This window comes from Mucilaginibacter sp., from assembly GCF_036568825.1.
In the GTDB taxonomy this organism is placed as follows: Bacteria; Bacteroidota; Bacteroidia; order Sphingobacteriales; family Sphingobacteriaceae; genus Mucilaginibacter.
In genome coordinates, this window is sequence record NZ_DATCRU010000020.1 from 38657 (window position 1) to 58096 (window position 19440).

The following is a 19440-nucleotide window of genomic DNA, read 5'->3' on the forward strand; positions in this document are numbered from 1 at the left end:
ATAATTGGTTTATGTGTTAAAGCTATAACATTACGCTCTATTTTAGATAACCTTTCTTTAAAAATTGTTTTAATTTCTGTTAGATTAACATTAGAAAAGAGATGGGATATTAATTTTTAATACTTCAGATTTATTTTTACAATTGTAAACCAAGACAACCTTTATGCAGAAATATACCGGCGCCAAGCGAATTTTAGTAGCAACAGATTGTATCATTTTTGGATTTGACGGCTGGAATATAAAACTGCTGCTTGTGCAAAGGGCAATCGAGCCCGAAAAGAATAAATGGAGCCTGATGGGAGGATTTATTCAGGCTGATGAATCTCCGGAAGATGCTGCGGTTCGTGTGCTGGAACAGCGCACCGGACTGAAAAATGTATATATGGACCAGTTTCATGTATTTGGTAAACCTGAGCGCGATCCGGTGGAAAGAACACTGTCAATTGCTTATTATGCGTTGATCGATATCCATCAGTATGAACAACAACTCAGTGAGGAATATCATCCGGAATGGTTTTTACTTACTGAGGTTCCCGAACTAATATTTGACCATAATGAGATGGTAAAACTGGCCTTACGTCAACTGCGTTATAAGGCTGCTTTACATCCGATCCTGTTTCAATTATTACCTGAGAAATTTACAATACCTCAATTGCAAGCCCTGTACGAAGGTGTTTACCAAACAGAATTTGACGACCGTAACTTTAGCCGTAAACTGCTTTCGACAGGTTTACTGGTGAAATTGCCGGAAAAAGATAAGACTTCATCCAAGAAAGGGGCTTTTTATTATCGTCTTGATCAGTCGCACTATAAGGAAAACATGGAATCATTTTTAAACCTGGTGCCAAATCCGGACAAATTCTTTTAACTCCTTACTCCAGATTTTTAGGAAATGAAATGGTAAAGGTCGTGCCTTTATCCGGTTCGGAATGTACATCGATTTTGCCCTTATGATCTTCAATTATCCCGAATACTATGGATAAACCAAGGCCGGTGCCTTCACCTACCTCTTTGGTAGTAAAGAATGGGTCGAAGATTTTCTGCTTTACTTCTTTGCTCATGCCAACTCCGGTATCCGTTATCTGAATGATAACATAATCCGGGCTATCAGAGGTGATGATCGATATGGATTCATTAACCTGATTTTCTTTAGTCCTGATGGCCTGTATCCCATTATTGATCAGGTTAACCAATACCTGGTTGATTTTGCCGGGATAACAATTCAATAGCGGGAGCTTATTCAAGATAGGTTTCATCTCGATATTGTAAGGAATCGAACTCCGCAACAAGATCAATGTATTCAGTATGGCCTTATTGATGTCGATCAATTTTAATATTTTCTCATCTGTACGGCTAAAAGTGCGCAGGCTTTGTACGATTTCTGCCGTTCGGTGGGCTCCTTCTTCAATCCCGTCTAGCAGGGTGATTATTTCCTTCTTTAGAAAATCGACATCAATGTTTTCATTATATTGATTTGCCAGTGCAAATAATTCTTTTCTATCTGGTTTTTCACCGGCTTCCTTGTACTTATCCAGCAATGAAAATATCTCCAGAAAGTCTAACCGTAACGGTTTAACATTTGAGCTGACGAAATTAATAGGGTTGTTGATCTCATGAGCAATACCAGCTGTAAGCTGGCCCAGCGACGCCATTTTTTCGGTTTCTATCAGTTTAGTTTGGGTCGATTGCAGATTCTCGATGGTTGCTGAAAGGTCGTGATTGGTTTGTATCAACTGATTGGTTCGTGCATTTACTTCTGATTCAAGCAGAATATTTTGCTCGGTGATGAGCCGCTCATTTTCTTTAGCAATGTTAAGAGAAAGTTGCTGCATCTCGATAGTTTGCCGTCGGTAAAAGCTGATCTTATCGGCAAGAGCTATTGAAAATAATATCAACTCAATTGAAGAGGTATAAAGCACAATATTGACTGTGAAATCATTATGTATAATATACCCTCTGCTGCGTGCTACTGATATCAATATTGATAGAAGAAAAATACCCCATCCCAGCATAAAATACTTTGCCGGTTTAAAACCCCGGAAGTATAATAACCCGCCTATGCACAATAAGCTTACTGCAGTTATCACACTCGAATAAGTGATGAAGTTATATGCAAATAACACATATCCGGTTATAATGGCAATAAGAGCTATCGTATACAAGGCATACAACAAATAATAAAATTTGTAATAGGATTTAAGTGTTTGTTTTAACTGCAAAAACTCTGATGTAAATAATAGTATCGAATAGCCAAAAAATATTCTTGTAAAAGGAATGAAGTAATTATTCAGAATAACTTTTTTGGTCAGGAAAAAGGTAATGCCATACCCGCGCAGAAAAAGTTGTGACAGACCTAAAAAAATAATATAGAATACGTAGTATAAGTAGCTCAGATCCTTAATAATGGTGTAGAGCATCAGGTTATAAAAAGCCATTATCAAGACAATACCCATAAATCCACCGGCTACAATATTGTTGAAATCCGAGCTTTTAAAATACTCGTTGGCACTGCTTATCTGAATGGGTATTACGCCGGGCGCGCTGCTTCTGATACGCAGGTAGACAGTGCGGACGGAATCCGGGAAAATGATGCAGTTAATAAAGGTGTTGTTTTGTTTGATCAGTTTCGAGTCGCGCGAAGGAATGTCAGAAGTAAATGTAACGATGTGCGTGCTTTTGCCAGGATCGGCATAATAAATGTCAAAATTATCAATTACTCCCGGTCCAATGTTTATTGGTACGAATGCACGTGTGGTTTTATTTTTTAGCACAAATTTGAGCCATGTGGTCGACTTGGAATAATTCAAAATAGGTAATGACGAGCTAACCGGATGGAAGTTCGTATCAGATATAATATCCTGTATTTTGTAGGAAGCTGACGGGTCTTCCAGTTCAAGAAAATAATTATGAGTTAAAAGTTTTGTCTCTTTTTCGTGGATGGTTAATGTATCTGCCGGGGCTGCGAAAAGTAAAGTATTTTGTATGATAAGGCCTATGATTAGGAATATTTTTCTCATTTTTACAAATGGCGCTTTAGCAATTGGTTCGATTTACCATTAAAAATGCGCAGAAAATTAAACTTTTAAGAATTTTTTCAGTTAAAGTTTGTATACCTAAAACGCTAAATCTAGTTATATGTCCTACGGAGTACTGTACGTTGACGACGAAATTAATAATCTAAATAGTTTTAAGGCAGCGTTCAGGCGCGATTTTGATATCTATACCGCACACTCGGCCCGGGAAGGACGGAAAATTTTGGATACTAATGAAATTGGCGTAATTATTACCGATCAGCGCATGCCGGGAATGACAGGTATCGAATTCCTTGAATCAATTTTGCCGGTATATCCTGATACGATCAGAATCCTTCTAACAGGTTTTTCGGACATGAATGCGGTGATGGATGCTATCAACCGGGGACAGGTTTATAAGTACCTGGTAAAACCCTGGCAGAATGATGAGCTGAAGCTCTATATTCAAAATGCATTGGAGATTTACCACCTGCGCCGTGAAAACAAGGATCTGGCCCAAAAACTGCATCAGGCTAATTTACAATTAGCTCAACTGACTAAACAAGGATAATAATTTTTTCTTCTCAAACGACAGGGCGTACATTTTCTATATCATTTCTGATTTTTATTTTGTTTATTTGAAAAGAATAAGTGATTATTTCTTATTCATATTAAACCTTATTGAACTCTGTTTAGGAAGTGTAGTATTGCCCTCCAGGATGAAGAAACTTTTACACTCGCTTATTTTAATCTTATTCTTCCAGATAAGTAATGCGCAGCAAAAGCCGCAATACACGCAATATGTATTTAATAATTTATTACTGAACCCTGCTGTAACCGGTATCGAAAATTATATTGATCTGAAAGCGGGCTATCGTAGTCAATGGACAGGTCTTCAGGGAGCCCCGGTAACAAGTTACCTGACCGTTAGCGCACCATTCGGATCTGATTTTGTGCAGGGTGATGCAGCTTCCATGTCGCCGGGTAACGAAGCAAATCCTTATAGTCGTTTATATAGTCAAAATTATGAAGCTGCTGAGCCGCATCATGGATTGGGTTTTATGATGGTATCCGATCAGGCCGGGCCGATAGGCACTACCAATATCGACGCAACTTATGCCTATCATATGGGGCTGGCAAGTAATTTTAATTTATCGTTAGGCGTTGCTGCCGGGCTCAATCATATCAGCTTGAATACATCCCAGCTATTACTCGAGAATCCGAATGATCCGGCGATCACTAATGGGAACAATAGCCAATGGAAGCCCGACCTAAGTATAGGCATATGGGGATATTCCGCAGATTATTATTTCGGAGTTTCGGCTCAACAGCTGTTGTCCCAGAATCAATATTTTACAACGACCAACAACAATTACAATAAAAGTAAAACAGTCCCACAATATTTTGTGACCGCAGGCTATAAAGTGTACCTATCAGACGATATGACACTGATGCCATCCGCTTTGCTGAAAATTATACAACCTGAGCCTGTTGCCTTTGATGTAAACATGAAGCTGGCATTCAAAGACCGGTTCTGGATAGGGGCAGCCTACCGGAACCAGGATTCAGTTGCCGGACTTTTGGGCCTTAATATCAGTTCGCTTATCAATATCAGCTATTCTTATGACTATACTACCTCAGCTTTGCGCACAGTAAGCAATGGCACGCACGAGATAGTAATCGGCCTGATGCTGAATAACCAGGATAGGGTGGTGTCGCCGCGTCGCGGATGGTAATATTAATATTAATGGAGAATCTAAGGAATCAGGGTAGGTTACAATTCCTTTCTTAACCGTGCCACAGGGATATTCATCTGTTCGCGATACTTGGCAACTGTACGGCGGGCAATATTGTAACCGGCGTCTTTCAAAATCTCGGTCAGTTTTTCATCAGCTAATGGATGACGCTTATCTTCTTTGCCGATATGCTCTTCCAGTATCTTTTTCACTTCTTTGTTTGATACTTCTTCGCCGCTTTCGGTTTGGATAGCTTCTGAGAAGAATGATTTCAGCAGGTAAGTGCCATGTTCGGTTTGTACATATTTTGAGTTGGCTACACGTGACACCGTCGAGATATCCATACCAATCCTGTCGGCAATATCTTTCAGGATCATTGGCTTCAGGTTCTTTTCATCACCTGTCAGGAAAAACTCATACTGATATTGCATAATGGCATTCATGGTTTTAAGCAATGTTTGCTGACGCTGTTTTATAGCATCAATAAACCATTTTGCCGAATCGAGCTTTTGTTTTACAAACTGAACTGCTTCTTTCAGTTTTTTATCCCGTTGAGACGCCTTATCATAATGCTCAAACATTTCCTGATACGAGCGACTTACACGAAGCTCTGGCGCATTTTTGGCATTTAAGGTCAACACCAGTGTGCCGTCATTGTTAGTGATGTGAAAATCTGGTATTACCTGTAACTGTTTGGTATTAACCTCGCTGGAATCACCAGGCTTGGGATTCAGTTTTAATATTTCGTTGATTACACCCCTCAGCTCAACGGAGCTCATATTAAGAGATTTCTCCAGCTTATCGTAATGCTTCCGGGTAAATTCCTCTAAATAATTTTCAACTACCTGGATAGCTTTTCTAACTATCGGGTCACCGTTTTCTTTTCTTTTCAGCTGAATCAGCAAACATTCCTGTAAGCTGCGTGCGCCTACACCCGGAGGGTCAAAGCTTTGTATGATTTTCAGCATTTCCTCAACCTCTTCATCTTCAGCAAAGATGTTTTGAGAGAAAGCAAGGTCATCTGTAAGTGAAGTGGTAGAACGGCGCAGGTAGCCATCATCATCCAGGCTGCCTATAATTTGCTGACCTATCCTGAAATCTTTGTCAGATAAAGGAAGCAAGTCAAGCTGGGCCTGTAAATTTTCAAAAAAAGAGCTTTGTACGGCTATAGGGATTTCTTTGCGGTCATCCTCGTCATCACCATTTTGATCATAGCGCGAGCCATATTCATTCAGGTTATCTTCCTGTAAATAGTCGTCGATATTGAACTCATCTGCCGGCCCTTCATTTTCATCGTTGTTGTAGGAATCCTCTTCCGGATCGCGGTCAGGATACTGTTCTTCGGGCTCATTCAGGTTAGTTAAACTAATATCTTCAAGCGCGGGATTTTCCTCCAGCTCCTCCTTAATACGTGTATCAAGCGATACTGTAGGCACCTGCAACAGCTTTATAAACTGTATCTGCTGCGGAGAGAGCTTTTGTAAAAGTTTCTGTTGAAGATTCTGTTTTAGCATATTTAGACCGCCAAAAATACATCAATTAATGTTAACTAAAAAGTTAACTTTTTGATTAAGATTACACCCCTTTAACGTAATTCGGTTATAAGTGTTTACCTTGCTGCGGTAATATTATTTTTTGTAATTGAATATTTTAATATCTTTAATTAACTAACCACTCCATTCACTAAATCCTTTTTTGCTATGGCTATTGTAAAAGAGTTTAAAGAGTTCGCAATGCGCGGCAATGTAGTCGATCTTGCTGTCGGTGTCATCATCGGTGCTGCCTTCGGGAAGATCGTTACTTCCCTTGTAAATGACATCATAATGCCGCCCATCGGCTACCTCACCGGTGGTATTGATTTCAAAAATCTGAAGATCATGATCAAAGAGGGCGACCCGACCAAGAAGATAGCTGATGTTTCCATCAACTATGGTAATTTCATCAATACCCTGATTGAATTCCTGATCATTGCCTTCTGTATCTTTATGATAGTGAAAGCTATTAATTCGCTTAAGAAACCGGAACCTGTTCCTGAGCCTACTCCAGATCCGGGGCCAACCAAAGAAGAAGTTTTACTGACTGAGATCAGAGATTTGTTAGCAAAAGGCAAATAATATTAGTCTTTAACTATTGAAACGAGAAATTAATACCCTGATCAGCAATATGCCGGTCAGGGGTGTTTTATTTGTGCTGACTAATAAGTTTTAGGAAGTTTAGGGTCAGTCAGTATGATGTAGTCGTTGTCTTTACTGAACTTATTCCAATCCGGGTTATCAAACTGCTCATCCGAAAAACAGGCTATATTCAGGATACTTGTTTTTGATGAATACTTTTTCAATTGTGCCGCCGCTCCCAATTTTTCTTCGCTGTGGAAGCCTCCGTTCATTTGCAATATTTTATAATCCCGGTGTTTCTTTACAAACTGAGCTATTGACCATCCCATAGTTACATCCCACAAACTTTGCGCCTGATATAATTGCATGTCGCCCATATTGGCATGGCCGCCCATCGTCTGGACAAATTTTTTGTAATAAGAACCGGTCGCGGTATCTATTGGCAGGTGAGGAAGCCAGGCTTTTGCACTTTTATTCAGTTTAGATAAACTGGTCAATCCCATGCGGTTCACCATATTCACATAACGTGCAGGGGCATTTGCTGCGATAACAGGGATTTGCTGTGCTTTTGCCAATTCGATTAACGGACGGTAGTCTTTATAGTTGTGCCATGCCCGCGCCTCGGCTATAAAATTCTTTTCGCGGATCAATCCTTCAAGGTATTCGTTTAACACATTCTGGCAGTCGGTTTCGAACATCTCCATAGAAAGTGCTGTTTTGCCTGGATACTTTTCCGCCAGTTTAGTAAATAAGGTCAGCTCGAGAACATGGCAGGTTGAATCATTATGTTCTTCGCCGAAAAAGAGCACGTCGGCATTATTCATGTCGCTGATGATATCATCAACAGATATCACTTTCTGGTTCCGTGTATCATAAATTTTGTAATGACGGGAAAAATCCTCCTGGCAGAAGACAAACAAGGGTAGGAATAAGAGCGATAAGATAATGCTGATCTTCATAACAATACGAGTAAATCTAAGGAAATAACACTGTATATGGTTAAATTGTGCCCTCGATTCGCCTGCAAAATAAGTATTTAACAAATAAGTAATTTGTATTTGATAAGTTTAAAAAATACGCTACATTTGCACTCTTGTTTTTAAAAGCGAATAGAATAAAAATACAATGAAAAGAACGTTCCAGCCTTCTCAAAGAAAAAGAAGAAATAAACACGGTTTCCGTGAGCGCATGGCAACTGCTAACGGCAGAAGAGTATTAGCAGCTAGAAGAGCCAAAGGCAGAAAGAAATTAACAGTTTCTGACGAACGCAGCCACAAAGCATAATTCAGACTAAATTGCTTATTCCTCCATATGGGGGTGGGGGCCGGCTGTTTTTACAATTGCGGTTCTGACTATGAGCAAAACATATACTTTTACAAAAGAAGAACGTTTATGTAATAAGAGGCTGATCGATCAGCTTTATCATAACGGTTCTTCTTTTTTATGTTATCCTTTTAAGGTTTCGTGGACCTTAACTGCTGATCCGCAGCCGTTTCCGGCGCAGGTTTTATTTTCAGTATCTAAGAAAAGATATAAAAAGGCAGTCGACCGTAACCTGATAAAGCGACGCCTGCGCGAAGCTTACCGCCTGAACAAACAACAATTTTTATATTCATTACTGAGCGATGCTGGCAAAAGCATTGTTTTTTCAATTGGCTTTATCGGGAAGGAAATAGCCCCGTATGATTTTATTGAAAAAAAGATGCTGAAGATGTTATCACAGCTTTCGGAGCAAGTGACCAAATGAAGATGGTAGTTGATATATTAAAAAAGATAATAGGTAGCTTTTTTGTTATCCTGATCAGGATATATCAATACTTTATCTCGCCGCTTACCGGGGCCGCTTGCCGTTACACACCAACTTGTTCGCAATACGGTGTTGAAGCCATAAAAAAATACGGAGCCTTCAAAGGCGGCTGGTTAACTTTAAAACGCATTGCCAGTTGCAACCCATGGGGAGGGCATGGCCACGACCCCGTACCATAAAACGCTATGAGCCTGATATTACAAATAGAAACCGCTACCACCGTATGCTCAGTAGCACTCTCAGAGAACGGAAATGTGCTTGCCAGCAAGGAAATACAACAACGAAATGTTCATGCTGAAGTGATCACCTTGTTTATTGATGAGGTTTTGAAAACCACAGGCAAACAATACAGTGAACTGAGCGCTGTTGCAGTAAGCTGCGGGCCAGGTTCGTATACCGGCTTGCGGATCGGCATTTCAGTTACCAAGGGCTTATGCTATTCGCTGGATATTCCATTTATTGCAGTTGAAACACTGGAAGCTATGACGGATGGAATGATTGCTGATGCCATTGAACAAGATGTACTATTTTGCCCAATGATCGACGCACGCAGGATGGAAGTATTTACCGCTGTGTTTGACGCAAAAGGCAACAGGGTAAAACCAACCTCGGCAGAGATAATTGACCAGGATAGCTTCTCAGATCTGCTTAAAACCAATAAAATGATATTCTTTGGCGATGGAGCAGCAAAATGCAACGCAGTATTAGGTGTAAACCCGCATGCTCAGATCATCCCCGATTTTCAAAACTCCGCACGTCATCTTACCAAAAAGGCTACTGAGAAATTCAATAGCAAAGCTTTTGAAGATACGGCCTACTTTGAACCCTATTACCTGAAAGATTTTATCGCAGGAAAAAAATCTGTTTAGATTTTATTAGTACGCTTTAAATATCCTGTTCCACAAGCGGGCAAGGAAACCTTTGTTGCCATCAGGAATGGTATTGGCATTTAATGGGTGCTCAACTACAGGACCGAATTTTATAGCGAAACCAAAATAAATATCAGCACCAGTGTAGGAGCCATTAGTATAGGTTGATCCCTTACCGGTAGAGCCTGCAAAAGTCACAGTACTCAAAAGCCTGTCGCTGCCAATAAAAACCTCCATATTGTTGGGCTTATACATAAACTGCAAACCAACATTAAACAGGTTTAAATTATCATATGAGGCCATGATGCTGCCATTTAAGCTTTTATATTGAAACCGGTTAACCATTGCTCCGGCAAAACCATCATAAAACAGGTCTTTTGATGCAATCAGTGTTGGGATATATTTAAACGTATTGTCATCACTAATACTATATGTCTTTGTAGCGCTCAGTTCGGCACGGCCATCTGTGGATGAGTTGAAAGAGGTGTTTTGATAGCCTGATTTGATCAGGTCATAAATAGAACCATATATATTCCTTTCGCGCTTGGTCGATGACAGCCCGTTTATAGTGGTTGTATTATCAAAATTACTTATAGTAGAATTGCTATACCAGTGTATAAATCCGAGGTCCTTGATATTTCCCTGGAAAGTAATGTTTTCATCAGTGGTATAAGATAATCCTGCTGTGAACTGTAAACCAGGACTGCGTGATGTAGGGAAGAAACTGCTTTTGTCAAAACTGCCGGGACCTTTACTATATTGATATTTTCCGCGAAGCGAAATTGTTGCAGCATCACCTAACCTGTCAAAGCTCAGGTGTGATTCGTAAATATCCAGTTTGGTATAATCAATACCCATCAAAAAGCCTACTTTGAAACCGACAGCAACCTGGTTGCTTATTTTCTCACGGTAAGTAAAACCAAGACTATTGTATATCTGGTTATAAAAATGATCGTTAAGAACGTTGTCGTAAATATTGTTGGGGAATGCGGAAGGTCCGTTAAAAAGACCGATCGTTTCGTCCGTAAAAGCGCCTCTGCCTTCAGATTTTGTTTCTAAAAATAAGCCTAATTCTTCATAGCCGTTTAAGTTGGCAAACATTTTAACCATCAGCTCATAGACAGATGCATTGGCATTTACCCTGTTTATAGAGCCGCTACCAATCTGTAGCGCTGAGTTATCATATGTCGAATTGAATGCCCTGCTCAATAAAGTTGATTGCGCATTGCCTTTCAGTAAGAAATTGCCGTCAAAATTGGGAATAAGGAAGTTAGAGGCCCATTTTCTGCTGGTATCGGGAATAACTGTTCGTTGTGAAGGGTTCTCAAATGAATCGTATAAGGTACCGGTATTATACAACGAAAATTGTTGTGAAAAGCCCTTAACTGCTATAAGTAAGAAACAAGAAATAAGTAAAATCTTCTTCATTAAAGTAATAAGGGGCTTCGTGTAAAAGTTAAACTATTAAATATAATCTTTTAAAGTTTTAGTTTCTAATCAAATTATTGTTAACAGTTAAGTGCCTTAAACGAATTTTTAAAGGCGATAGTTATGCTCTAAGCGAACATTTTTTTTAAATTATTCATTTACAGTTGTACTATCATTGCTTAAACGCATACAAAAATTTGTATAATAATTCTTATCGGATGAAGTAAACTGCCATGCAGCAGCATAGAAATTTTTCCATCCCGGCATCATGTTGACAAAAGCATCATAGAACTCTGGTTTCATATCCTGCTTAAATAATTGCTGAGCGTTTTTAAAGTGGATAAAGAATGATATGTTGCTTCGTTCAGTTAATAAAACATCAAATTTGCTATACCCGTCCATCTTATTCATAAACTTCCGGTTATTATAACTGTCATCATAGCTTTTCATTTCTGAAATACTATTTGTCAGCACCAGGTAATTGTCAAATATTTTAAAATAAGGCCTTTTAAAAACACTGAATGCATCGCCCAATAATAACTGGGGTAACTTTTCATAATTTAACAGCCCTATATTATCATCATACATCTGACTGACATTGTTTAACAGTGTTCGCATCCGCGAACCGTCTTTCACTTCTATGAGCGCAATTTTCTCATGGAAACGAGTTGTAACTTCCGCAAACTCAGTGCCAAGCAGTTGCGTGAACTCTTTTTTCAGTCCGACGCCGGTTTCCTTTTTTATTTTGCTGATAAGAGTTGACCTTTCATTTTTCAAATCATTTTTCGATTGCCAGTCGGCCAGATCCGATTCAAATTTCTCCGGATCAGATAAAGCAAAGCTGGTTGAATAAGCAGTTGTTGAAGGGAAAATATCCTTTAAATTAGTATTAACGGGCTTTTGGTAGCTGAAAATGCCAAGATAACTGTCATCCGGATTGTCTTGTATTTTTGTTATACCGTTGAACATCAACGCATCATTTTTGTAATTGAGGCTTAATGCGGCGAATGCAGGCATTTGCCTGAAACTTTTAAAAAGGTCAGTATTTTGATTGACGAATAATTGCCCAAATAGTGGCGAAAGAGCCTCATAATTGATATACAGGTTTGCCAGTGAGTTAGAGCTCTGACGGTCAGATAGTAACACAAATGCCTGCTTCTCTTTTTGATAATCATATTTGGCACAGGATTCTATCAATTCTTTTGAGAAACTTCCTGAAAGCGTTTGGTCGTCTTTATCAATCAGATAAAACCGTCTTTTAATATCGCTCAGGTAAATAACATATCCTTGTTTTTCGCCAATATTAAATGTATTAAGTACCAAACCATTTTTCTTTTGCTTGGATAACTCATCAAATAGTTGAGGTTCAAAGCCTTTTGGGATTGACATCGTGATCAGAAAATCTACATTATCACCTTTTTGAGGATGCAGCGATACATACAAGTTTTGCCCATTTAAATGCGGCTCTATTACAGGGTTTTGAAGGACCCGTTTTTTAAGAGCAGCAAACTCGGCCATTTTGTCTTCGCCAATAATATTTTCAAAAAGCTTATTACCGGAAAAAATATCATAGAGACTTTTTTCATTATTAAACTCAAGTATTAGCGAGGCGTCATTAGGAATACTGCGTAACACCTGTGTGGCTTGCTGTGAAGTACCGTTTAGGTTTTTAAAATATACGACCGTCACCAGTACAGTAGCTATCAGCAATATGATGGTGATAAATATGAGTCGTTTCATGTTATGTATTACAAAGGTAGATTTTTACCCTATAGCCGTAAAGTAATACTTTCAATTGGTAACTTAGCACTTTATATCTACATGAACAGACGAATTATTATTACCGCTTCGATATTTGGTTTACTGGCGGTGATCTCAGGTGCTTTTGCAGCCCACGGATTAAAGCAATATTTATCAGCGTCGCAATTAGAAATATGGCATACCGGCGTGCAATACCAGTTTTATCATGTATTTGCACTGTTGTTCCTGTCGATTTTTGCCAAAGAAGAGAACCGCTTAACTAATTGGGCCTATTATCTATTTACTTTTGGTATTATCTGCTTTTCCGGTTCGATATATTTATTGGCATGCCGCGAATTATTGGGTTGGAGTTGGATAATTGCAATGGGACCGGTTACACCGCTTGGTGGTCTGATGTTTATTGGAGGATGGATCGCTATGGGATTAGCTGCCTACAGAAATAAGTAATTATAATGCTCGAATTTGCCGAAGTACAACATACCGATAGGGAGACGCTTTTTGTCGAGGTGATTTTACCTTTGGCAATAGCGAAGAACTATACGTATCGCGTGCCCTTTCATCTGAATAGTGAAGTGGCGATAGGTAAGCGTGTGGTAGTGCAATTCGGTAAGAGCAAGTTATACACAGCTATCATCGCTTCCATAGGCAATCAGGCTCCCGAAAAATACGAAGCCAAATATTTGATGGAAATACTGGATGACCGCCCGGTTGTTTCAGAGCGTCAATTGCAATTCTGGCAATGGCTGGCTGAATACTACATGTGCACAGTTGGTGAGGTGATGAATGCCGCTTTGCCATCAGCATTGAAACTGGCCAGCGAAACCAAGGTTGTTTTGAATAAAGGCTTTGAGTTCGACAGAACTGCTTTGCACGATAAAGAATTCATGATAGTGGAGGCACTTGAGTTACAGTCAGAGCTAACGGTTGGTGATATTGCTAAGCTACTCGGACAAAAAACCGTAATGCCTATTCTGAAATTGATGTTTGAGAAAAACATCATCAACATTTCGGAAGAGGTGAGTGAACGTTACAAACCACGCAAAAAGACTTTTATAAAGCTCAATCCGATTTATAACGATCCGGATAATTTAAAGGAGCTCTTCCCGATACTGGAGAAGCGCGCTCCCAAGCAGGCCGATGCGTTACTGGCTTATATTAAACTGGCGCGTCATCAAAAAGGCATTTCTAAAAATGAACTGATCGAAGAAAGCGGCGCAGGAGATGGAAGTATCAAAGCCTTGATTGAGAAAGAAGTATTTATCGCCGAAGAAAAGAATGTAAGCCGCTTATATTTTGATGAGGATGAATTCAGTAGTGATTTTTTACTGAGCGAGAATCAGCAAAATGCACTTATTGAGATAAAAGAGCAGTTTGAGCAAAAGGATGTGGTTTTACTGCATGGAGTTACTTCATCCGGCAAAACACAGATCTATATCCGGTTGATAGAGGATATGATCAATTCCGGCAGACAGGTGCTTTACCTTTTGCCTGAAATTGCGCTTACTACACACATTATCGAACGCCTGCGGCAATATTTTGGCAGCAGTATCGGCGTTTATCACTCCCGGTTTAATGACAACGAAAGGGTAGAGGTTTGGCAAAAAGTGTTGAACCACGAATACAAAGTGGTGCTGGGTGCGCGTTCATCTGTCTTTCTTCCTTTCGATGATCTGGGAATGATCATTGTTGATGAGGAACACGAAACTTCTTACAAACAGTTCGATCCTGCTCCCCGCTACAATGCTCGCGATGCAGCTATTTATCTTGCGAATAGTTACGATAGCAAAGTGTTGTTAGGCTCTGCTACGCCATCTTTTGAAACGTATTATAACGCCCGTACCCACAAATACGGTTTGGTGGAATTATTGGAACGATTTGGCGGAGTAGAACTGCCGCAAACCGAAGTAGTAAGCATTGCCGAAGAAACCAAAAAGAAAACCATGCAATCGCACTTTACCAGTGTATTGATGGAAGACATGGCAAAGGCGCTGTCTAATAAAGAGCAAGTTATCCTATTTCAAAATCGCAGGGGGTACGCGCCATTGCTTATCTGCCGGACTTGCGCTTACACCCCTAAATGCATCAATTGCGATGTGAGTTTGACCTACCACAAAAGCAGCGGGAAGTTGCATTGCCATTATTGCGGATATCGAGAAGATGCACCATCTATTTGCCCAGCGTGCGGATCGACGCATTTGGAATATAAAGGATTTGGTACCGAAAAGGTAGAAGATGAGCTTACTATGTTGCTACCCGAAGCCCGTATCAGCCGAATGGATTTAGATACGACGCGCTCCAAAAATTCTTTACAAAATATTCTGAATGATCTGGAAGAAAAACGGATCGACATTCTCGTAGGTACGCAGATGGTAGCAAAAGGATTGGATTTCTCGGATATCACAGTAATCGGTATTATCAATGCAGACAGCTTATTAAAATACCCTGACTACCGTGCCAACGAGCGTAGTTTCCAGATGCTGGCCCAGGTAAGCGGACGTGCAGGACGTAGAGGTAAGCAGGGTAAGGTTGTTATCCAGACGTATGACCCTAATCATAGGGTTATTAAGCAGGTGATCGAAAACGATTATAAAGACCTTTATCTAACCGAGATGGAAGAACGCCGGAGTTTTAAATATCCGCCATTCTATCGTATCATCAACCTGGATATCAAACATAAAAACGCTGATATTTTATACAACCAGGCCGAGTACCTGGCGACTGAGCTTCGCAAAAATTTCGGCGACAGGGTAATCGGCCCTGAAGTGCCGCTGATCAGCCGTATCCGAAATTATTATATTAAGTCTATTATGCTCAAGTTTGAAAAAGATGGGGTGTCTATTAATCGTGTTAAGTCGGTGATAAGAGATATTATTACGCAGTTTCAAACTACTAAATTGAGTAAAGGTAGTATTATCCAGCCGGATGTCGATCCGTATTGATACGATTTTGAACACGATTTTCAGGATTTTATAGATTGACAGGATAAAAATCGATTTTTAGATTAGTGTTTTGTGTCGATGTCTTTTGGTGAGATAAGTTTTTTATTATAGACTCTTTTAAACTCAAGGCTTAACCCACCGAAATTTATGAGCAAGCCATCTGCGACATTATAGGCTTCCAGGTAATTTATAGCCTGCGCTTTATGGACTGCTTCAAGCAATTCAATTGCCTTTAACTCAACCATTATGCAATTTTCGACAAAGAAATCTATACGTCTTAGTCCAATTTGCTCATTCCTGTAGAATATTGGCATTTCTTTTTCTCTTTCAAAAGATAGATTGTTAAAAGAAAATTCTATCGCCAACGCTCGTTGATAAATAAGTTCCTGAAATCCACTGCCTAATGAATTATGCACTTGCATAGCACAACCAATTATTTTATGAGTTACATCGTTTATATCCATTTTTAATATTATTGGCCAAGAAATTTAGTAATTTTCGCTGCGATTTTTAATCATGTAAATCCAAAGAATCTTAAAAATCGTGTTCAAATAAATGGCATACAAGTTCACAGATAATTACCGCGAGAGAGGCGCCCGTAAACAGTTAGTTGATATATTAAAAAAGAAGGGTATTGAGGATGAATCCGTACTAAAAGCTATAGGTAAAGTTCAGCGCCATTACTTTTTTGATGAAACTTTCTGGAACCAGGCTTATAAAGATATCGCCTTCCCAATAGGTGAGGGGCAGACTATTTCGCAGCCTTATACGGTTGCTTATCAAACCCAGTTACTGCATATCAAAAAGGGCGATAAGGTGTTGGAGATCGGCACAGGGTCAGGCTACCAGGCTTGCATCCTTGTGGAACTGGGCGCAAAAGTTTATACCATTGAACGCCAGGAAAAACTATATGAGCGGACTATCCAGGTTCTGCCATATATGGGTTACAAGCCAAATTTCTTTTTAGGCGATGGCTCAAAGGGTATACCTGAACATGCACCTTATGATAAGATCATCGTTACCGCCGGCGCTCCAATGGTTCCTGAAGAATTATTAAGGCAGCTGGCAATTGGCGGCATATTGGTAATTCCTGTAGGTGATGCCGAGACCCAAAAGATGGTCACCATACTAAAAACTGCTGAGAATGATTATGAAAGACACGTGCTGGATACATTCAGGTTTGTGCCATTGGTGGGGGATAGGGCTTGGTAAGATTGAGAACCAGTAGCAGGAGCAGTATTCCCTATAAAAAACGATGTCATTTCGATGAGCAGTGAAGGAGTGCGCCTCTGGGCGAAGAGAAATCTTATACGAGTTGCATTGACGTTTTGCAAGGCGAAAAAGTTTTCTCCTCACGCCACTCCACACATATCCTGCCAGTTCGTCGAAATGACATGATTTATAAAATCCACATAGATTAAACGCAACTATCTTTTCATCGCTCTATCCATCTCAATCTTAGTATCGCGCTCTTTCATGGTTTCGCGCTTATCGTAAGTCTTTTTACCTTGCGCTAAGCCAATCTCCAATTTAGCAAAACCGCGTTCATTAATAAATAAAGCAAGTGGGACTATAGTCAATCCTTTTTCTTCACCGCGGGTTTGCAGTTTCTTAAGCTCTTTTTTGTTGAGTAATAAGACGCGGTCGCGTTTGGCTTCGTGGTTATAGAATGAACCGTAAGAATATTCAGATATATGCAGGTTACGCACATAGAGCTGGTTATCTATAAACGTACAGAAAGCATCATTCAGGTTAGCTTTACCATCCCGAATGGATTTGATCTCAGTACCCAGGAGTTTTATTCCCGCTGTGTATTTGTCGAGTATCGTGTATTCAAAATAAGCTCTCTTGTTTTTTATATAGATATCCTGCTGGCTCATCCCTGCTATTTTTGTGCAAATATAGCTTATTGTGGTTTGACCACAAGTACCGGAATGTTCACCTTGTGCCTTACAGAGTTTACCGTTGTACCAAAAATAAGATCCTTAAGCGCTTTATGGCCGTGTGAGCCCATTACGATAAAGTCAACATTCTCTTCATTTACAATTTTTGCGATGGCACTTGCTGCCGTACCATAACCGATTCGTGCTTCGGCTTTATAGCCGTTTTCTTTAAGTGTATCTACGTATATATCGAGGTTATCCACGTCGCTCTGTGTTTCATGGTCCATTACTTCTGTGCCATAATAGCGTGCACCCGCCGTTTCAACTACGTGTATCAATGTGTATTTAGCATGTTTATGGCCCTGCATAATAGCATGGCGGATACAATCACGGTCGTTTTTAGAAAAGTCGATGGTGACGGCAATGTGGTTATAAGATATTGCAGTCAGATCAGTAATAGTAGTAGCCAAACCATGCGGCACCTGTGAAGGTTGATCATGATGTTTAAACAACATCGGCCTTAGAAATACATAAACTAACAACAATCCGATGCCAACCGTAACCGGAATTACAAGAGCGTATATCCACACAGCAGCTGAAGGGGATTGCTTTACCCAATCATTAAGCTGATCTACAACCAGTTTCCCATTTAGCCCAATGATCAGTACAGCGCACGCCCAAGCCACTATTTTAGTTTTCGTACTAATGGCAAATTTACCCATTCGTTTACGATCCGAAGTGAAATGTATCAACGGAACGATGGCAAATCCTAATTGTAAACTGAGTACCACCTGACTTAAAATGATGAGGCTGCCTAATCCACTCTCGCCAAAATAAACGATGGTAAATACTGCAGGTAAGATAGCTAATAGGCGTGTCAGCAAACGGCGTAACCACGGCTCAATACGAAGGTTAATATGTCCTTCCATAATGATCTGTCCTGCAAGGGTGCCGGTGATGGTAGAGCTTTGTCCGGATGCGATAAGAGCAATTGCAAAAAGCACCGGAGCAAGTTCGCCAAAAATATGTTCCAATAATTTGTAAGCGTCCTGAATCTCCGCAACCTCGAAATAGCCGTTCCTGAAAAATGCGCTGGCTGCCAGTATTAATATGGCGGCATTGACAAAGAATGCAAGATTGAGCGCTATAGTTGTATCAAACAGATTGAACTTTATAGCTGATTTAATTCCCTCGTCTGTCCTTGTGATCTGCCGGGTTTGCACTAGAGACGAATGCAGATACAAATTATGTGGCATTACCGTGGCGCCGATTATCCCGATCGCGATATAGAGCATTTCGTGACTTACTTTGTCGCCTTTAAATAAGTTGGTAGGAATAAATCCTTTGGCTATGCCGGGGAGGTCAGGGCCGACGATAAACATTTCGATCAGGTAAGATAGCCCGATAATAGATATCATCGCAATAATAAAGGCTTCCAGTTTGCGCATGCCCTTGTTCATCAGGAAAAGCATCAGCACGGTATCTGTAATAGTGAGTGAAACGCCCCAAATCAATGGCAAATGAAATAACAACTGCAAGCCGATAGCCATACCAATGATCTCGGCCAAGTCACAAGCTATGATGGCGATTTGTGCCAATATGTATAAACAAAAGTTGGCAAAGCGAGGGTAGGTGTTTTTGGAAGCCTGTGCCAGATCAAGCCCACGCACTATACCCAAGCGGGCACTTAAAGATTGTAATAATAGAGCGATCAGATTAGATACAAACAATACCCATATCAGTTTATAACCGAAGGCGCTACCGCCTGCAATATCAGTTGCCCAGTTGCCAGGGTCCATGTAGCCAACGCTTACTAAATAGGCAGGACCTAAAAAGGCCAGTAGTTTGCGCCAGCCCATCTTATTTTCTGTGGCGACGCTGCTGTGTACATT

19 protein-coding genes are annotated in these 19440 nt (G+C 40.1%); 11 read left to right on the forward strand and 8 right to left on the reverse strand.

Annotation, left to right across the window (positions count from 1 at the left end):
- The first annotated feature begins 163 nt into the window (after positions 1 to 163).
- The gene (locus VIM89_RS04295; RefSeq protein WP_488154898.1) at positions 164 to 868 is read left to right on the forward strand and encodes an NUDIX hydrolase; all 705 of its coding nucleotides are present in this window, start codon (positions 164 to 166) and stop codon (positions 866 to 868) included.
- A gap of 4 nt (positions 869 to 872) precedes the next feature.
- On the opposite strand, the gene VIM89_RS04300 is transcribed toward VIM89_RS04295, so the two are convergent.
- Positions 873 to 3017: a sensor histidine kinase gene (locus tag VIM89_RS04300; protein WP_488154899.1), complete on the reverse strand. Its 2145-nt coding sequence runs from the start codon at positions 3015 to 3017 to the stop codon at positions 873 to 875.
- A gap of 118 nt (positions 3018 to 3135) precedes the next feature.
- Here VIM89_RS04300 and VIM89_RS04305 point away from each other — a divergent pair, with 118 nt between their 5' ends.
- Both VIM89_RS04305 and VIM89_RS04310 read left to right on the forward strand, forming a co-directional pair.
- Entirely contained in the window at positions 3136 to 3582 is a 447-nt protein-coding gene (locus VIM89_RS04305; RefSeq protein WP_488154900.1) for a response regulator, read from the forward strand.
- 148 nt (positions 3583 to 3730) lie between these two features.
- Complete coding sequence (locus VIM89_RS04310) at positions 3731 to 4747, forward strand: PorP/SprF family type IX secretion system membrane protein (RefSeq protein WP_488154901.1); 1017 nt, start codon at positions 3731 to 3733, stop codon at positions 4745 to 4747.
- Between the two features lie 38 nt (positions 4748 to 4785).
- On the opposite strand, the gene rpoN is transcribed toward VIM89_RS04310, so the two are convergent.
- Entirely contained in the window at positions 4786 to 6261 is a 1476-nt protein-coding gene (gene rpoN, locus VIM89_RS04315; protein ID WP_488154902.1) for an RNA polymerase factor sigma-54, read from the reverse strand.
- 186 nt (positions 6262 to 6447) lie between these two features.
- On the opposite strand from rpoN, the gene mscL reads away from it, so the two are divergent.
- Complete coding sequence (gene mscL, locus VIM89_RS04320) at positions 6448 to 6861, forward strand: large-conductance mechanosensitive channel protein MscL (RefSeq protein WP_488154903.1); 414 nt, start codon at positions 6448 to 6450, stop codon at positions 6859 to 6861.
- Between the two features lie 80 nt (positions 6862 to 6941).
- Here the strand turns inward: mscL and VIM89_RS04325 are convergent, their stop codons facing one another.
- Entirely contained in the window at positions 6942 to 7820 is an 879-nt protein-coding gene (locus VIM89_RS04325) for a ChaN family lipoprotein (protein ID WP_488154904.1), read from the reverse strand.
- Positions 7821 to 7986: 166 nt separating this feature from the next.
- Between VIM89_RS04325 and rpmH the strand changes: the two genes are divergently transcribed.
- The 4 genes from rpmH (at position 7987) to tsaB (ending at position 9537) form a co-directional block, all read left to right on the forward strand.
- Positions 7987 to 8145 (forward strand): 50S ribosomal protein L34, encoded by a 159-nt coding sequence (gene rpmH, locus VIM89_RS04330; RefSeq protein WP_302903301.1) that lies wholly within the window; start codon positions 7987 to 7989, stop codon positions 8143 to 8145.
- Positions 8146 to 8215: 70 nt separating this feature from the next.
- Positions 8216 to 8608 (forward strand): ribonuclease P protein component, encoded by a 393-nt coding sequence (gene rnpA, locus VIM89_RS04335; protein WP_488154905.1) that lies wholly within the window; start codon positions 8216 to 8218, stop codon positions 8606 to 8608.
- Positions 8605 to 8847: a membrane protein insertion efficiency factor YidD gene (yidD, locus tag VIM89_RS04340; protein WP_488154906.1), complete on the forward strand. Its 243-nt coding sequence runs from the start codon at positions 8605 to 8607 to the stop codon at positions 8845 to 8847. The genes rnpA and yidD overlap by 4 nt, the downstream gene beginning before the upstream one ends.
- Positions 8848 to 8853: 6 nt before the next feature.
- Positions 8854 to 9537 (forward strand): tRNA (adenosine(37)-N6)-threonylcarbamoyltransferase complex dimerization subunit type 1 TsaB, encoded by a 684-nt coding sequence (tsaB, locus tag VIM89_RS04345; protein WP_488154907.1) that lies wholly within the window; start codon positions 8854 to 8856, stop codon positions 9535 to 9537.
- A 6-nt stretch (positions 9538 to 9543) separates the two neighbouring features.
- Here the strand turns inward: tsaB and VIM89_RS04350 are convergent, their stop codons facing one another.
- Together VIM89_RS04350 and VIM89_RS04355 are read right to left on the reverse strand one after the other, a co-directional pair.
- A complete protein-coding gene (locus tag VIM89_RS04350) occupies positions 9544 to 10965 on the reverse strand; it encodes a DUF5723 family protein (protein ID WP_488154908.1) in 1422 nt (473 codons plus the stop codon).
- Between the two features lie 150 nt (positions 10966 to 11115).
- Complete coding sequence (locus tag VIM89_RS04355) at positions 11116 to 12705, reverse strand: hypothetical protein (RefSeq protein ID WP_488154909.1); 1590 nt, start codon at positions 12703 to 12705, stop codon at positions 11116 to 11118.
- Positions 12706 to 12786: 81 nt separating this feature from the next.
- Between VIM89_RS04355 and VIM89_RS04360 the strand changes: the two genes are divergently transcribed.
- Positions 12787 to 13173, forward strand: coding sequence for a DUF423 domain-containing protein (locus VIM89_RS04360; RefSeq protein WP_488154910.1), 387 nt, complete (start codon positions 12787 to 12789; stop codon positions 13171 to 13173).
- A 5-nt stretch (positions 13174 to 13178) separates the two neighbouring features.
- Entirely contained in the window at positions 13179 to 15665 is a 2487-nt protein-coding gene (priA, locus tag VIM89_RS04365; RefSeq protein WP_488154911.1) for a replication restart helicase PriA, read from the forward strand.
- A gap of 62 nt (positions 15666 to 15727) precedes the next feature.
- Here priA and VIM89_RS04370 read toward each other — a convergent pair whose 3' ends face one another.
- Complete coding sequence (locus VIM89_RS04370) at positions 15728 to 16129, reverse strand: GxxExxY protein (RefSeq protein ID WP_488154912.1); 402 nt, start codon at positions 16127 to 16129, stop codon at positions 15728 to 15730.
- Between the two features lie 91 nt (positions 16130 to 16220).
- Between VIM89_RS04370 and VIM89_RS04375 the strand changes: the two genes are divergently transcribed.
- Complete coding sequence (locus VIM89_RS04375) at positions 16221 to 16877, forward strand: protein-L-isoaspartate(D-aspartate) O-methyltransferase (RefSeq protein WP_488154913.1); 657 nt, start codon at positions 16221 to 16223, stop codon at positions 16875 to 16877.
- Between the two features lie 215 nt (positions 16878 to 17092).
- On the opposite strand, the gene smpB is transcribed toward VIM89_RS04375, so the two are convergent.
- Together smpB and VIM89_RS04385 are read right to left on the reverse strand one after the other, a co-directional pair.
- Positions 17093 to 17545: an SsrA-binding protein SmpB gene (gene smpB / locus VIM89_RS04380; protein ID WP_488154914.1), complete on the reverse strand. Its 453-nt coding sequence runs from the start codon at positions 17543 to 17545 to the stop codon at positions 17093 to 17095.
- Positions 17546 to 17571: 26 nt separating this feature from the next.
- The coding region (locus VIM89_RS04385; RefSeq protein WP_488154915.1) for an Nramp family divalent metal transporter at positions 17572 to 19440 on the reverse strand (1869 nt) is incomplete at its 5' end.

Bases quoted from the DNA above. Each gene is read 5' to 3' on its own strand.
- VIM89_RS04295 (WP_488154898.1), top strand. From the start codon at position 164: ATGCAGAAATATACCGGCGCCAAGCGAATTTTAGTAGCAACAGATTGT.
- VIM89_RS04300 (WP_488154899.1), bottom strand. From the start codon at position 3,017: ATGAGAAAAATATTCCTAATCATAGGCCTTATCATACAAAATACTTTA.
- VIM89_RS04305 (WP_488154900.1), top strand. From the start codon at position 3,136: ATGTCCTACGGAGTACTGTACGTTGACGACGAAATTAATAATCTAAAT.
- VIM89_RS04310 (WP_488154901.1), top strand. From the start codon at position 3,731: ATGAAGAAACTTTTACACTCGCTTATTTTAATCTTATTCTTCCAGATA.
- rpoN (WP_488154902.1), bottom strand. From the start codon at position 6,261: ATGCTAAAACAGAATCTTCAACAGAAACTTTTACAAAAGCTCTCTCCG.
- mscL (WP_488154903.1), top strand. From the start codon at position 6,448: ATGGCTATTGTAAAAGAGTTTAAAGAGTTCGCAATGCGCGGCAATGTA.
- VIM89_RS04325 (WP_488154904.1), bottom strand. From the start codon at position 7,820: ATGAAGATCAGCATTATCTTATCGCTCTTATTCCTACCCTTGTTTGTC.
- rpmH (WP_302903301.1), top strand. From the start codon at position 7,987: ATGAAAAGAACGTTCCAGCCTTCTCAAAGAAAAAGAAGAAATAAACAC.
- rnpA (WP_488154905.1), top strand. From the start codon at position 8,216: ATGAGCAAAACATATACTTTTACAAAAGAAGAACGTTTATGTAATAAG.
- yidD (WP_488154906.1), top strand. From the start codon at position 8,605: ATGAAGATGGTAGTTGATATATTAAAAAAGATAATAGGTAGCTTTTTT.
- tsaB (WP_488154907.1), top strand. From the start codon at position 8,854: ATGAGCCTGATATTACAAATAGAAACCGCTACCACCGTATGCTCAGTA.
- VIM89_RS04350 (WP_488154908.1), bottom strand. From the start codon at position 10,965: ATGAAGAAGATTTTACTTATTTCTTGTTTCTTACTTATAGCAGTTAAG.
- VIM89_RS04355 (WP_488154909.1), bottom strand. From the start codon at position 12,705: ATGAAACGACTCATATTTATCACCATCATATTGCTGATAGCTACTGTA.
- VIM89_RS04360 (WP_488154910.1), top strand. From the start codon at position 12,787: ATGAACAGACGAATTATTATTACCGCTTCGATATTTGGTTTACTGGCG.
- priA (WP_488154911.1), top strand. From the start codon at position 13,179: ATGCTCGAATTTGCCGAAGTACAACATACCGATAGGGAGACGCTTTTT.
- VIM89_RS04370 (WP_488154912.1), bottom strand. From the start codon at position 16,129: ATGGATATAAACGATGTAACTCATAAAATAATTGGTTGTGCTATGCAA.
- VIM89_RS04375 (WP_488154913.1), top strand. From the start codon at position 16,221: ATGGCATACAAGTTCACAGATAATTACCGCGAGAGAGGCGCCCGTAAA.
- smpB (WP_488154914.1), bottom strand. From the start codon at position 17,545: ATGAGCCAGCAGGATATCTATATAAAAAACAAGAGAGCTTATTTTGAA.